The 14,258-nt window shown below is 45.5% G+C and carries 13 protein-coding genes and 1 pseudogene; 2 read left to right on the plus strand and 12 right to left on the minus strand.

What is annotated here, in order from left to right:
* Positions 1-244 precede the first annotated feature (244 nt).
* The 4 genes from TOL_RS00280 to TOL_RS00295 form a co-directional block, all read right to left on the minus strand.
* Positions 245-1,150 carry a hypothetical protein gene (locus TOL_RS00280; protein ID WP_015485251.1) on the minus strand — a complete coding sequence of 302 codons (906 nt, stop codon included), beginning with the start codon at positions 1,148-1,150 and terminating at the stop codon, positions 245-247.
* Between the two features lie 23 nt (positions 1,151-1,173).
* Positions 1,174-2,268 carry a hypothetical protein gene (locus TOL_RS00285; RefSeq protein WP_041588344.1) on the minus strand — a complete coding sequence of 365 codons (1,095 nt, stop codon included), beginning with the start codon at positions 2,266-2,268 and terminating at the stop codon, positions 1,174-1,176.
* 192 nt (positions 2,269-2,460) lie between these two features.
* Positions 2,461-3,132, minus strand: a complete 672-nt coding sequence (locus TOL_RS00290; RefSeq protein ID WP_015485253.1) for a hypothetical protein — start codon at positions 3,130-3,132, stop codon at positions 2,461-2,463.
* Between the two features lie 10 nt (positions 3,133-3,142).
* Positions 3,143-3,793 carry an RNA polymerase sigma factor gene (locus TOL_RS00295; RefSeq protein ID WP_015485254.1) on the minus strand — a complete coding sequence of 217 codons (651 nt, stop codon included), beginning with the start codon at positions 3,791-3,793 and terminating at the stop codon, positions 3,143-3,145.
* Between TOL_RS00295 and TOL_RS18030 the strand changes: the two genes are divergently transcribed.
* On the plus strand, positions 3,764-5,131 hold the full coding sequence (locus TOL_RS18030) for a S8 family serine peptidase (protein ID WP_015485255.1): 1,368 nt from the start codon (positions 3,764-3,766) through the stop codon (positions 5,129-5,131). The two genes, TOL_RS00295 and TOL_RS18030, sit on opposite strands and share 30 nt — an antisense overlap.
* Before the next feature lie 36 nt (positions 5,132-5,167).
* Positions 5,168-5,953 carry a surface lipoprotein assembly modifier gene (locus TOL_RS00305; protein ID WP_144055313.1) on the plus strand — a complete coding sequence of 262 codons (786 nt, stop codon included), beginning with the start codon at positions 5,168-5,170 and terminating at the stop codon, positions 5,951-5,953.
* 114 nt (positions 5,954-6,067) lie between these two features.
* Here TOL_RS00305 and TOL_RS18615 read toward each other — a convergent pair.
* From TOL_RS18615 to TOL_RS00345, 8 genes and pseudogenes are all read right to left on the minus strand, one after another.
* Positions 6,068-6,278: pseudogene (locus tag TOL_RS18615) on the minus strand (glutamine--fructose-6-phosphate transaminase (isomerizing)); the annotation flags it as partial.
* Positions 6,279-6,460: 182 nt separating this feature from the next.
* A complete protein-coding gene (locus TOL_RS00315; protein ID WP_015485259.1) occupies positions 6,461-7,471 on the minus strand; it encodes an ion channel in 1,011 nt (336 codons plus the stop codon).
* A 139-nt stretch (positions 7,472-7,610) separates the two neighbouring features.
* Complete coding sequence (locus tag TOL_RS00320; RefSeq protein WP_015485260.1) at positions 7,611-9,275, minus strand: polyamine aminopropyltransferase; 1,665 nt, start codon at positions 9,273-9,275, stop codon at positions 7,611-7,613.
* Entirely contained in the window at positions 9,275-10,126 is an 852-nt protein-coding gene (locus tag TOL_RS00325; protein ID WP_015485261.1) for a DUF350 domain-containing protein, read from the minus strand. The genes TOL_RS00320 and TOL_RS00325 overlap by 1 nt, the downstream gene beginning before the upstream one ends.
* Before the next feature lie 22 nt (positions 10,127-10,148).
* On the minus strand, positions 10,149-11,804 hold the full coding sequence (locus TOL_RS00330; protein ID WP_015485262.1) for a hypothetical protein: 1,656 nt from the start codon (positions 11,802-11,804) through the stop codon (positions 10,149-10,151).
* Complete coding sequence (locus TOL_RS00335) at positions 11,804-12,439, minus strand: DUF4178 domain-containing protein (RefSeq protein ID WP_015485263.1); 636 nt, start codon at positions 12,437-12,439, stop codon at positions 11,804-11,806. The genes TOL_RS00330 and TOL_RS00335 overlap by 1 nt, the downstream gene beginning before the upstream one ends.
* On the minus strand, positions 12,432-13,601 hold the full coding sequence (locus TOL_RS00340; protein WP_015485264.1) for a toxic anion resistance protein: 1,170 nt from the start codon (positions 13,599-13,601) through the stop codon (positions 12,432-12,434). The genes TOL_RS00335 and TOL_RS00340 overlap by 8 nt, the downstream gene beginning before the upstream one ends.
* Entirely contained in the window at positions 13,601-14,146 is a 546-nt protein-coding gene (locus TOL_RS00345) for a hypothetical protein (protein WP_015485265.1), read from the minus strand. The genes TOL_RS00340 and TOL_RS00345 overlap by 1 nt, the downstream gene beginning before the upstream one ends.
* Positions 14,147-14,258: the final 112 nt, after the last annotated feature.

The raw sequence follows: 14,258 nt of genomic DNA on the forward strand, positions 1-14,258 counted from the left end.
CGTGACCTTCGGTCGATGCACTGAGTTAAGCAGTTATTTGGCGAGTGTTTTGAAAAATACACCTACAAAATGTAGTTATTTATCGTTAAGAAATGTTGCTGAATTGTGCAGGTCGCTCAGGTTCTGGGCTGCAGAAGTTTAGATACTGTTATTCTTGTTATTTAGCAGGAAGTGGCTGACAGGAATGTCCGCCACTTATTAAAAACCTAGGGATTTACTCGGTTTTAATTCAGTAATGGCAGTGCTACTTATGTAGCCAAACCTTATTACTGATTCCCGCAAGTTCTTGATCGACAATGACACTAGCGGCATCAAGAGCGACATCATGCACAGCGCCATTGGCGATTACTTCATAGGAGATGGTCGTTTTTTCTCCTGCACCAAGGCTCTCTAGCGTGTGTTCCCATAACAAACGCTGATCATTGACTTCACCCTGATAGAGTGTAAAGCCTTCTCCTTCGCCGGAAAAATCACGCGGATCTAGGCTGTCTTTAATAATTAAGCCTTTCGCCGTTTCTTTGCCGACGTTGGTTAGGGTGAGCGACACGGTCACAGGCCCTTCTTTAATCGGATTAGGTGTTAGGGTTTTGTGAATGCGTACATTCACTGGCGCCATGGTATAGAGCATGGTCAGAGGCGATGTGTATTGCCCGCGAGAAAACAAAATATACGACGGTACAGCTCCTTCGTTCTCGATTAGCGGCGGTGTGGCTTTCATCAATGGGCTGCCACCCTCTGGCAGAGATACGGCAACGTTCACCGATTCAACGGCGTTTTGGGGTAGGTCACCATCCATTAAAATGGTTAAATCAATCGCCGCCTTTTGAATATGACCGCGTTCGCCGCGGTATTGCACATCCGGTGCTACCGCTATGGTCGCTGTATTGCCACGCGTTAAAGTAATCGGTTGGCTATCACCGCCACGAAATCCGATTGTGCCGGTGAAGTTCTTTTCGGAGCTATTGGTAATGGTCAGCTTGATATCTGTCGTCGGTGCGGCACCATCTTGTAACGCTATCTTGCCTTCCATATGGGTGATAATAATACCTGCAGGTCCGACGTCCATCGTCGATATTTTTTGCTCAACAGCAAGGGTGCTAGCACTGACAATAACGCCAACCAAGCAGCCCATCATACGTAACCAATTCATGTTCATTCCTCTTTAATCTGGGCTTATGGCGCGACGTCTTCGTAGTAACCTTGGTAGCTCCAGGTATTGCCGTTGCTACGTCCGCCAGGATAATTATGCGTATTATCTTTTAAATAATCGTGATTCAGGTCAGCGGTTCCACGCGGGCCATGCTCTTCATTCCATCCGTAATAGCTTTGGTGGGCATCCCAAGTATGGGTTTCTAGCCAGCGGTCGATGGTGCCGTAATCCATTAAGCGAAAGGCGCCTTGGTAAAGTACGACGTTATATTCGTGGCTCACTGGATTATCAATTACATCCCAGATTGCCCACGGCGCGAAGCCTAACGCTCGCAAGAGGGCAGCGCGTAAAATCGCATGGTCTTCGCAGTCGCCCATAAAATCATCCGATGAACTGACGTTATTTAAGTCGCCGGAGATGGTTAAGGTCAAATCGGCCGGTTGTGGAAAGTCCCATCCCGGAGAGTAGGATTCGTAGCCATTGTCAGCAAAGACTTGGCGGTTGAGTTCGTCCGAGCGCCAGCTCATATGCTGAGAAACATAGCGCGCAACCGCTTCCACCATATGATCGGCGGTGGCTAATACCTGAGTAGTTGTTAAGCCTCGGGCGTTGGCGTATTCAATAACGGCATTCTGTGCATGGGTGCGAACAACGGCTTTATCTAACCGATAAAGATTCGGCCCTGTTTGCTCGGCAGTGCTATTGGGGTAACCATTGTTACTGCCTGATGCAACTGTGTAGCGGTAATGGCCTTTCGGGTTAGCGATGTAAAGTGAGCCTGTGTTGGTTTTTACACCATAGTTCGAATGCGCATAGACTTTATACGGCAGCATCATATTGCTAAATATGGGATAGGGGCCGCCGGTATATTCTAACGACGAGGCACTGGTGGAGGCGACGATGCTACCACCGACTTCTAGCTCAAGTAGGCTGACATTACCTTTCACCCCGCCTTTGCTGGCACTAAAAACAATGCTCTTATCAGCATCGGGGTGAATTAAATTCGTTTGTACGCTGGGGCTACATCCTAAGAGTAGTGAAACGCCACCCAGTAGCATGCCGATAAGACTCGCCGTCGGCTTTAAGTTCATGGCAACTTTCTCCTTGGCAGCATTCATGCTGCAATCCATTTGATCATGGGCTGCGATACATCCGTTATCTAGTCATTCGCCGCTCAGCACAGGAGTGTGCAGGGTTTGGGGGCGCGTAGGCAAGTAAGATTGAGCATAACTTGACGTTAAACTCAGCAAATTAGACAGAAACTTGCCGCCATCGGAGGGATGTGGCCGAACTAGGCTTGGTAATAGACGTCAGTGTTGTTCAAGCCAGCGTCTTTCTTCTTCTGGCGTTAAGCGCTCAGCACCGAAAGTGACATCGTTAGACGATGCGGGTTGGTAGTCGGCGGTATCGTTGTCGAGTGTTGTAATTTCCCACCCATGATTGTGCCAGCAGCCGATTATAGTGTTGGAGCCTTCAGCGCGATGCAGCATTAATTCGCGACAGATTTCACCGTTACTTGTCCGCCAACTCTGCACTAACTCGGCACGAGAATCATCATAGCTGCGTATTTCACCGCTGCTCAGTTCTGACAACAAAACTTGCTCTTGTGCATAGGGTGAGGTGACTGAGACAGTACGCCATAGAGCACCGACTGCAAACAGAACACTGGCGGCGACGGCTAAGCTAGTAATGCGAGTTAACAAAGGCTTCTTCGTTGGCAGGGTAACGACCTTGTTCATGGTGGACGTTGCCAAGTCCATTGATGGTGCCGAGTTGATTAAGTCTATTAAGGCACCGTTGTCAGCTTGCTCATCGACACGTTTAAAATAGTCTCGGGCGATTTCGTCAGCGGCTCGCAAGGCATCCACACGTCGTTGCAGTTCTGCGTTGGCGGCGATGTCCTCGGCGCACTGTTGGTATTCGCTCGGTGATAGTTCGTTATCTAAAAATGCAGATAATTGTTCATCGCTGTAATTAGTCATTGCTCTCCCCTTAAATATCGCCAACGCTGCGGCTGAGTTGCTGACGTGCGCGGGTTAAACGGCTCATTACCGTGCCGATCGGTACGTTAAGAATATCGGCTGCTTCTTGATAGCTGCGGCCTTCTACAGCCACTAAGTAGAGCACGGAGCGCATTGCCTCATTCAATTTTTGCATGTGAGATTGAACCTTGTTTAAGGCGGCGCTGGCGCTGTAAACCTGTTCGGTCGATAGCGTTTGCTGCTCATAATCATGTTCTTCGTCCCACGTTTCGCTGGGCTTCTGTTTACGCATGGTATCGATCCAATAGTTTCGACATAAACGGTACAACCAGCGATCAAAATGGCTATCGACTTGGTATTGTTGCCATCGACTGAGTGCGCGTTCAACCGATGCCTGCAATAGATCCTCCGCATTTTGCGGATGTGATGTTAGGGCGTAGCAATAGCGCCGCAATGCTGGCAATGCTGGCAATGCGGCAATGCGGCAATCAGTTGTTGGCGAAAGGCCGATTCGGTTGTATCCATACCTGTAACAACGCCCGTTAATGGGCTTTATTCCCATGTTGTGAAATAAAAATGCAAAATCTTCGTTATAGTGACGAAAGCTGCCAAGTTTGTACCGAGGAACTTCATGAAACGCAACACCGCCAGTTGGCGCCATTTTGTTATTTCGACCTGCCTGCTCGTCGCTGTGGGCTGTGTGTGGGCGGATGACGATGCAGAAGAAGCGTTAGAACAATCGATGACGGCAGAGATAGAAAGCGAGGATGAAGATGAGGCCTTTGAACGCGCCGAGCACGACATTGAGAATTCGCTTGAAGAGCAATTTGAGGGAGCCGAAGAATTAGAAGATGAACTCGAAGAGCGCTTAGAACGTATGTTTGAGGCTCGCAGTCATGGTGATGATGATTTCATCACCCAAGGCATTGAGGATCATATTCATCAACTTTGGCAACTCGAAGAGATGCTCGATGAAAGTGGTTTTCCTGCGCTACCTGAACAAACCATCGCTTTGCTAACCGAGCAAGAATTAAACGATGCCAAAGCGAGTGGTGCAGATATTATCGCCACCGAAGTCATGACAGAATTAGGTGGAATTTTAGTTACCTTCGGCGATTCGCGTGTAGTACCACCAAAAGACTCAGATAGTAATCATTTATATGGGCTGGACGGGACAACGACGCCATCTTCAATATCGACTCCTGTGCCGACGTTGGCAAAGATGATGGGCATATCGGCTCCGATATCTTTACCCGTTAAGATCGGTTTGATGGACTCTCATATTCAGGAGGACCATCCTTGTTTAACCGGTGTACACATTAATCAAGCGGCTTATTACCCGCCCGAGGCAACGAATGACGATGCTCACGGGACTGCGATGGCATCAATATTCGCAGGTCGAGCGGATTGTGCGGCGCCAGGCATATTAGCGCAGGCGGAGTTAGACAATGCTGTGGTATTTGCTCGCACAGATCATGGCTTAGTGGTGGCGACCGCAGCTGATTTAGTCGCTGGCTTGAATTGGTTACTAGCGCAACAGGTTAATGTGATTAATCTTTCTTTGTCTGGGCCCCCGAATCGAGTGCTAGAAGAAGCATTAAATCGTGTTCATGATCGCGGCGTGGTCATCGTCGCCTCGGCTGGCAATGATGGCCCGGCTGCCTTTCCTCGTTATCCTGCCGCGTATTCTAGTGTGGTGGCCGTGACAGCAATTGATGCCGCGCTGAATATTTATTCGCGAGCTTGCCAAGGGGACCACATCGCCTTCTCTGCCCCTGGTGTTGGGGTTCGAGTTGCGGATGCAAGCACAGGACGCGAACAAACAATGGACGGCACCTCGGTTGCTGCGGTATTTGTTGCCACTGCATTGGCGTTAGAACAGAGTGACGGCGCAAATAAAGTAGAGCGTATGGAAGTTCAGGCCAAAGATTTAGGCGCTCGCGGCAAGGACACTGTTTTTGGTTACGGGCTTCCACAACTGCGAGCAGCTTCTAACTGAATGGAATTACCGCAAAGAAGGATTTAAATCTTGTATGTGAAAACGTTATTGGGACCAGTGCAAACCGCCTTCATGTTGGCGGTTTTTGCCGTTTCGGCGCAGGCGGAATTCAGCGCCGAATTGGCTGCAGGCTTGGAGTACGACAGCAATGTGGCCGTAGACTCTATTGATAGCACTTCAGGTCTTGGTGATTGGTCGAGAAATCTTAATGTTGCGCTTGGAGCTAGCGGCCGGTGGTCGGCCAATTGGGAATGGAATGGCCGCTACCAAGGTTACGACAGTCAGTGGCAAAACTACTCGCAATACGATACCCAAATGCACACCGGCCTGGGCAAAGTAACGTACAAATCCTCACATTTTATTAACGAGTTAGCGGGCGTTTATGCGCAAGCAGATGTGAATGGTCAGGCGTTTTTAACCATGCGGCGTATTAGCCCCGCGACGGGTTCTTTTATTGGTCAGCAGTGGTATTGGCGTGCGCAATATGACCGCACGCAAAAGCAGTTTGTCGATTACCCATTACGCGATAGTGATGGTGACGCAGTGGGTTTATATCTCTATCGCTTTCTCGATAAAACCCGCCATTTTATCAGTGCTAATGTGCAATTGAAGCGCGAACAAACCCCGGATGATATTTATCAATATCAAGGCGGTATCGTACGCCTCGGGTGGAAACGGGCTTGGCAAGTTGGAGCTGATACTGTGAGCACACAGATAAAGGCTCGTTATGAAGTGCGCCAATACGATGGCATTCGCAGCGATATTCTCGCCGCGCGCCACGATGACAAAATCCGTTTAAGCGCCGATCTTGATTGCAAATGACACCGCGTTGGAGCGCCCAGTTCGAGTTGATTCGCGACTGGAATGAATCGAACCTCCAAGCCGCGGATTACAAGCAATTCCGTATTGATAGCAGAATACGCTGGCGCTACTGAGTTACTCCACCGTCACACTCTTGGCCAAATTACGCGGCTGGTCTACGTCCGTCCCTTTGATCACGGCTACGTGGTAGCTAAGCAACTGCAGCGGCAGGGTGTAAACAATCGGCGCGCATTTCTTCAATATTCGATTTTAGTTTTTCTATCAAGTCGTTATGTGGTGCTACCACAACAATCGGCATCTCGGCGTCGATCATTGTTCGATGGCCTTAGGGAATGAAAAAGAAGGTGTTCTAGCCAAAGATCTCAAAGAGCTGAAAGTTGGAGTGGCTTATCCGTTTCTATTGGAGCTGTATCATGATTACCAGCAGGGGATATTGGAGCGTTATGATAGGTTGGTGCCGGAAGTATTGAACCAAAATAAGTGGCACCATGTTAGCTTAATGTATGTTCAAATTTTTATACGATGAGCTGAGGCGTAGAATATAGCCATGCCAGGACATACCAAAAAATCATGATTCGGGTTTACGAGTAATGTGTCACTTTTTACCGCGATGAGTGTGGCGTTGAACTTTTTCTTTAAATCGACCATTAAAGATAAATAGTCCGTTTTGTCGAAATCATCACCAAGATTTGTGCGATATAGGTTTTCACCATCTAGCGTTGAGATTAACTGCTGAATAACATCGCTGGATTCACGATCCTGAAGTTCTTGAGCCATAAGATAAACATTGGATGGTAATAGCACTTGATTCAAGCAGCCTTGGTCGACGGGTAAACCCAATATTTTGGTCCGATGAGATTCGTTATTTAAATAACAGACCATATGCGCATGTGTATTAATTGAGCGAAACACATAGGCCGCAAAGAAGGTTTGATTGTCATCTTCCCCATGGATAATGACATTGGCAGCGTCGCTGGCACAGGATCGTTGCAGTACATCCTCAGAAGATAATTCGCCCTGAACAAAACCGATATTCGTATCTGGAAGAGGATGGGTTACTTGTGATTCAGAACATATGACGATGTGCTCGTCCGGATTATTTGCCAGTAATTCAGTGATTACTTGCTCGGTGCTTCCTTTGCGGTATCCCATAAGAATAGTGTGATCAGTCAGGTTCATATAACCAAGTCCCTTCATTCGTTTTTGTGATAAATCCAATATAAATTCTGATAACTTACCAATAATAAGACCAATCGCACCTATTCCAAGAATCATAATGAAACCTGCGATGGTTTGACCGGAGTTTGTTTTGGGTGAAAAATCACCATAACCTACCGTCGTAATGGTAACGATAAACCACCAAGAGTAGTGCGCTAAAATCTGAGTTTCATCTGACAGCCACATGCCGACATAACCTAAGGTATACAGGCCAGTGATGATGATAGACAGCGTCAACCAAGCGTTGGAATACATCCTAAAGGATAGGCGCCTGAGATATTTACTTAACAAAATTTGCATGATTTAAAAGATCCTAGCTTTTAGCATTGTTCTTATTCCTGAACTTAACATGCGCACTTTAATATGCGGAAATTAGACATTGAGTCTTTTAATAAATGTGTTTAAGAGAGAACATGATTTTAAATGATATTGCAGCCTACTATTCAACTAACCAGCTTTGGCGGGTATAAGCCTGAAGCAAACAGGGTTTCATCATTGTATTGATACATATTTCTTTTGCATCTAACTCACCTTTACCGAACGCTAATGAGGCAACCAATAACTCTGGCGTAATGAATTGAGTCTCGACATCAAATTCGCTGATGTTTTTAATTTGTGAACGTACGTTGTTTGGTGTCGTGTCCGAGTACCAAGCGAGATAAAACCCCCAGTCACCGAACGATGGGATGTTTTGTCGGTATGGCAGTACGGTAAAACCAGACGCCGATAACGTCGCCCCGATTGCCAAATACGCAGGCTTTGCATGAAACGGAGAGGTAGACTGAATGGCAACAAATCCGCCGGGAGTTAAGTGCCGACGTAAACTTTTATAAAACTGTTTGCTGTAAAGTTTAGAGAGTTCGACCGATGACGGGTCCGGTAGGTCAATAATGATGACATCAAAGGTCACATCTTTAACATTTCTAAGAAAATGCTCGGCATCAAGGTTATAAACAGAGATAGACGCCACTTTTTCTGGGCTCTCGCCCGAACCGGATCTTTGATATACGGCTTGCTTAAACCCTTCGTTGTGGAGATCTGGTTGGGTTAGGCTAACTTTCGCATTAGCAAACGCATTGTTATTCAGCTTGACCAGCGACGAGTTGGTAGACGCAATCTTAATCATCTCTGGATCAAGATCGACGAGCGTAATCGATTGAATGTCTTTATATTTGTTGAGCTCTCTAAGGGCCAGTCCATCACCGCCACCAAGAACCAGTATGTTTGATCGACGCGGTGAAAGTGACATCGCAGGGTGTACCAAAAAATCATGATAACGAACTTCATCCAGTGATGAAAATTGGGTATTGCCATTGATGTAAAGTCGTGTGTCGTCCGTTTTTTTGTTTTCAGTGATGACGATATGTTGGTATTTAGAGGTTGTTTTAAAAACAATCGGGTCATCGTAAAATCGTTGTTCCAATAAATTGTTGAGCTCTCGATTGTTAAAATACCCCGCAATAAGAACACAAGCTGTGGAGATGATAATAAGCAAGATAATGACTGGAGATTGAATAATTCGTTGCTTAAGAAAATAAAGAATGGCAATGGCTGCAATAAAAAAATTAAAGCCCGCAACAATAAAACTAATTTCTGTTAACGGGAAGTTTAACAGTAGAAACTTCACCCAGATAATTGCCCCAACAAACGCGCCTATGTAATCCATAGCGTAGACAATGGTTAAGTTGGTTTTCAACTGAATATTTTGTGCGTCAATAATCCTCATCACCAGAGGAATCTCAAAGCCTATAAGAAAACCGATAGAGAGAATGAAAAAAAACAGCACCAGCGTGAAGTGTTCGTTCATGTAACCAAAGGCGGCATAAATGGCGAGGGGGGCAAAAGCTCCCAGTAGCGCCATTAAGACTTCGACGCCGATAAATTTTTGTAATAAAAAGCGGTCAGACATTTTACTCTGGACAAACCCAGAGACGCCCATCATTAACATCATTGATGCAATAACAATCGAAAACTGCTCAATTGAGTTGCCTAGGATATACGTTGTAATGGTTGCTAAAACGTATTCATTAACCAAGCCGCTCGCGCCCGTAGAAAACATACAGAACGCGAGAAGCAATGGTAAGAAGCGAGGCGTGTGACTCATTAAAGAATGCCCGCACTCAAAATAAGGGCAATACCCACCTTGCACGCTGAGAGTTGCAGCGATTGTACGATTTTATTGTCGGATAGAATTTCAGTGACGGTCGTTGAAGTAATAATGAACTTATCGAGCAACAACTCAAACATATAGAGAAATAGCATGCCGACAAACGCAAAGGTTAAAAACTCCATGGCTTTATCTGTAACGGTTATTGCGTGAGTTTCGCCGATAATAGCGCTCTTCAATATAAGAGAATAAGCAATCAGCTTACCTGAAAGATAAATACCCGATGCAATTTCTCCTGCTGCAATTGCAGGAATAAAAGCGACTTTTCGTGTTACCACTTTCTCAAAAACTAAGGTGAGTAAAATTAAAATAGCTTGTCCTGCCGCAAAGTGAACAACCGACGATAGTACGCCACCTTGTTCACCAAGAATGCTGGCGTAGGCAATAATCCCAGTGGCGATTAGCATGCCAAACTCAACGATGCCAACAGCAATGTTGTTGTTTTTTAATTCTTCTAAGTTGCGTACGCCGGGCAGTACTGCACGATCCGCAATGTATAAGGTACTAAGAATAAAGCCGATGGCCAGCGCTCCGTATCCCGCCGTCAATAATAAATCGGATACTAATGTCTCGGCCGAGCTGCCCGAAAGCGCACCCAGTAACGCAATAGCTAAACCGAGCTGAGCGCCACTACGACGAAGCCCAACGGCAATGTTGCCCCCAGAGAGTTCTGCTTCCGCAGAGTACACCTTGTTTGCACGGAAATTGAGTAGGTATTTAAGAATAACCATGAGCAAAAAGCACAAGGCTGCGTAACTAAAATAGATGCCATACTGTTGAAGAATCATGATATTAACTCCGATAATTAAATTATTTTCCGCCCGCGCCAGGGCCTTTGCCGCGGTTTGAGCTTCCAGCACCACGAACAGACGATGCGGTCTTGTCGGTGTTACCGGTTAGAATGCTTTTGGATATATTCGGGTTGCTTCTATAAAAGGCCCCGTTCTGTCTGGTCGAATACGTTTGACTACCAAACGTACCAAATTCATTGTTCCTACCATAATAAGCACTGGCTCGATTTCTATTTTGATAGCTGCTGTAGCTCGAAGGTGAATGATGATAACCGCCGCCTAATAGGTCAGAAAAAAATCTGTATTGTGCGTAGTAAATCCAGAATGATTGCCCATTAGAATGCTGCCACTGGCCATATTGATTAGCTCCCGTGGCGACGCCATTTTCAACCGTAGGAGGTGCAACAAGTGCCATGCCAATCGGTTCTGGTGCATTTAATGATTCGGATTCATAGTAACCGTAGGGTTTTGTGACCAGCGCCATTCCTAGGTTGTCATAATTATCCCAAAACTCAGTATCAGATACTTTTTGCATACCGAGTGTCTTAATCTGCTCATTTTCAATAATGGTGTAGGAGTGATAGCCTTTTATCTCTGTCTTGGCTATCCAATATTCCGCGTAGTTTTCGGAAGATGGCATCCGAGCTCTATAATTAATATTAAGCTCATTCCAGCGAGACTGTGGAATTGCCAATGTGAGGCTGGAACGAAAGGCGCCACCATAAGAGGCAATAGAGTCCTGAGTTAGGTTGTCAAAATATTCGAAGGTTTCTTCGTCGACGGATATAGGCGGGTAGTTGTAATAAGTACCTTCGCCGCAAAAGTCTACTTCACACCAACTTTGTCGTCCCACGGTGATCAAATACGTTACTTTTTGATCCGCTAGAATTTTTACATAGCTGCGATCAAGCTCTTTCAATAGCGTTAAAGTATCTGTTGTGTAGATGGCAGTCAGATTAGTTTGCTTGGTAAGCAGGTTGTAGGTGTCGATGAAAACGGCGTAATCGGGCGAATCCGATGTGTACTCTGTTGTTATCGTATCAAACATTTTTTCTGCTTCAGCAAGAAGATCTGCCCCTGCATCTATCTTACTTTGTATGTCTTCTGCTTTATTTAGATGTTTTTCTGCATAGGTTTTTGCGCTAGACCTCAGTTCCGAAATTCTATTTCTTGCGCCTTCGATTGCAGTCTCACTGCGTTGGTAATAAAGAGTGCTGTTATTGCGAATATCTAGCAGCTCGTTGGGGCGTTTTTCAATAAATGCTGAAGCTTCGAGCGCATTTTTATTAAGCGTTTTAATTTCTATTATTAATTTTTTGAGTTTTTCTTCATCTCGATTATGGTTGGTATCGAGAATCGGAATCACAGCGCTACTGTACTTTTCTGAGGCTGAATCAATCAGCGTGTTGGATTCCTGTATCGGACTAGACCAGTTTTCTCGCTCAGCGTAAGGCGCTAGAAATTCCCAGTCTTCGCTGCGCTCTAGGTTTTTTATCTCTGATGTTGTTTTGTTAATTATTTTGCGAGAACTAACAAGACCGTAGTTAAGTGTGGTTGCTTGTTTTATTAAGACGTCGGGCAGTCGATTCATTTCTTTATAGATCAGCCACCCTCCTGCGGCTAAGAGAAAAACAACAATCGCAGCAAAGATCATATTCGCTTTTGGATTTTGCATCACTGCTCCTTATTTATATAAGGTTTCTTTTGCACTACCTGAATCGATGAGCTTGAGAGTGGTTTGCTTAAAAATGCCTCTCTATCCGGTCGATCATCTTCATTATCCCAAGCTTCAATCGTCAGGTATTGATTGTCAGCCGAGGTGAATTCAAACATTCGGACGGCTGCGGGTTCGCTTTCTTCCGTTTTGTAATACAGAGCAGCCCAAGCATCATCTTCGACGTAGTCGTAAGTCTTCCCTTGATAGGTCACTTGTCCGGATTCGTTCTCCGCAATCTCGGCAAGTGCAGAGAGCGTGATAGTCTGGCCTTTATGTGAGATCTCACGAAGTGCTATTCGAGCAAGGGTCTCGGTGATTTCTAGCTCGTCGTCGTACTCCCATTCAATCCAGCGGACTTCGGATGTCATCAAGTCCACCAATTGAAGTTCATAAACCCAATAATCATTTTTCCGTTTTTTAAAGTTATTCCACTTTACGTCCAGGTAGCGCGAGACAGTTACCAGATGGTAATAGGCACCGCCAAATTCAATGTAACCGCCAGCCGACAGTTCTGTGATTGAGGTTCCCTGTGGTGCATATGCATTTGGATGAATGCCTCGAATCAATTCAAGCTGATGTTGGGTGTTATACACTAGGACCTCCTGATTTATTTTCAGGGGTATCTAGTTTTAGCGTCATGTCATCTTCGGTTATGGACATTGACGTCTTCAGATTTCTAGCTTGTTCTGTGCCTTCGACAACAGGTGCAAGCTCGGCGGTCATCTCTGCTAAGCGCGAACTGGATTCTCGAGCTTTATCTGTGCTGATTCGCATCGTTTCATTGGCGTTGTTAACCGCTTGCATAAGCTGATCAAATCCTTCTTCTAATTTCTGAAGGCTGATAACCGGGTTGTTGTAAAGATCGCCAATTTCTTGAGTGGCTTGATTGACCGCTTTCGCATTTTGAGTCATTAAATCGCCGAGACCCGTTTGGAATTCATTCACGGCATCTTTAATCGCTTTTTGCTGGCTGAGTGCGGCCTGAATTCGAAGTGCATTTGTTAATACCATTGGACCCACGGACAAGGCGCTTTCAATTTGCTCGCCCAATAGTGAGTTGTTTTCAATCGTTTGATTAATGCTGATAAAAAATTGCATCGCCGCTTGTTCTTTGGTGCGTAATTCGCGAATACGACGCGCTGCTTTATTTTTGATCGTAGCAAGTTTTTGCACTTCCACCAGATCACTTTGATCGACATCGGCTTCAAGTTGATCAACTTGAACTAAAAATAATTCACCAATATATACTTCCGATTCGATGTCGCGTTTAGCGTCCATCACTGAGTTGTATTGATTTTCTAAAATAATATTACTTTCAATCAGTTGGTCTTTGCCGTTACGAAGGCCGTCAAATATCGCAGTCAGGTGATTGCGCATAGGCTCATAGCGGCGAATAAAACGAGTGACTGCTTTGCGTTTAATGCTGGTCGGCACCCAAGAAAACCACCAAGTATTACTCAGTGAATGAGGGTTTAACTCATCCATTGTCGATCTCAGCTCAAGTAGTTTATTGGCTGTAGGAGAATCACCGTCGACATCTTTTAACAGACTGCTGATGCTCTGTTCCATAATGTCATTTGCTGCGGCCATGCTTTTTTGTGATTGCAGGCCTAAGGTATCGATAACGCGATTAAGGGCCGGACCTGATTTTTCTTTGGTCGCTACAATTAATGATTTGGCTTTATCGGTTAGCGTTCCAAGTTGCTCTTCTGAGGCCCACTTTGGCGCTTTTACGGGAGTTTGTGAGTCGGTCATTAGGCTTCTCCATCAGTCATGAAACGTTGGTTGAGAAATTCGGCTTTTGATTTGAATGACTGAACGTCTTTTTTAGCGATCAGCTCATCGATATTTGTTATTTCGGTTTTCAGTTTGCTGAGACTTTGATTCAGACTTGATATGTTTTCTTCGCTGTCACGCTGTGCTTGGCTCAAGCGGATATATGGATATACGCATTTGTTTGGCAAGTATTCGGACGCGATGCGGCGCACTGTCCAGCTCAACTCGCCATCCAGAGTGTCTTGTTCTTCAATGCGAGGGAGTAGGTTGATGAGTGAATCAATAATGTCTTCACAGACAAGCATCGTCTTCTCTGTAATACCACTGATTCTAATGTCGATATTTAATTTGAGCAGTGTTTCAACGACTAAGTCTGTACGCGCTTTTTTGGGGTCGGTCGTCTCAGCGTTTTGCTTGTCTGTGGATGCGGTTGTCGATTTTTTATTGGTTTTATTTAGGATGATCCATGCCGCGATGGTGATGGCCAGTATAATAGCTAGGGCGATTAATATTCCTATAGTCATATTTCTTCCTTAAGGTCGATGCCTCACCTGCGCAATAATATTTAAGGTGGGGGCGGTATTATGCATGATTTATGCACCGGATTTATATTTTTGGGTGTGAAATCTTCCCGAT

Source organism: Thalassolituus oleivorans MIL-1 (genome assembly GCF_000355675.1).
Classification (GTDB): Bacteria; Pseudomonadota; Gammaproteobacteria; order Pseudomonadales; family Oceanobacteraceae; genus Thalassolituus; species Thalassolituus oleivorans.

Coding starts and splice junctions, on each gene's coding strand:
- TOL_RS00280 (WP_015485251.1), bottom strand. CDS start 1,150: ATGAATTGGTTACGTATGATGGGCTGCTTGGTTGGCGTTATTGTCAGT.
- TOL_RS00285 (WP_041588344.1), bottom strand. CDS start 2,268: ATGAATGCTGCCAAGGAGAAAGTTGCCATGAACTTAAAGCCGACGGCG.
- TOL_RS00340 (WP_015485264.1), bottom strand. CDS start 13,601: ATGACCGACTCACAAACTCCCGTAAAAGCGCCAAAGTGGGCCTCAGAA.
- TOL_RS00345 (WP_015485265.1), bottom strand. CDS start 14,146: ATGACTATAGGAATATTAATCGCCCTAGCTATTATACTGGCCATCACC.
- TOL_RS00315 (WP_015485259.1), bottom strand. CDS start 7,471: ATGCAAATTTTGTTAAGTAAATATCTCAGGCGCCTATCCTTTAGGATG.
- TOL_RS00320 (WP_015485260.1), bottom strand. CDS start 9,275: ATGAGTCACACGCCTCGCTTCTTACCATTGCTTCTCGCGTTCTGTATG.
- TOL_RS00330 (WP_015485262.1), bottom strand. CDS start 11,804: ATGCAAAATCCAAAAGCGAATATGATCTTTGCTGCGATTGTTGTTTTT.
- TOL_RS00295 (WP_015485254.1), bottom strand. CDS start 3,793: ATGGCGCCAACTGGCGGTGTTGCGTTTCATGAAGTTCCTCGGTACAAA.
- TOL_RS00290 (WP_015485253.1), bottom strand. CDS start 3,132: ATGACTAATTACAGCGATGAACAATTATCTGCATTTTTAGATAACGAA.
- TOL_RS00325 (WP_015485261.1), bottom strand. CDS start 10,126: ATGATTCTTCAACAGTATGGCATCTATTTTAGTTACGCAGCCTTGTGC.
- TOL_RS18030 (WP_015485255.1), top strand. CDS start 3,764: ATGAAACGCAACACCGCCAGTTGGCGCCATTTTGTTATTTCGACCTGC.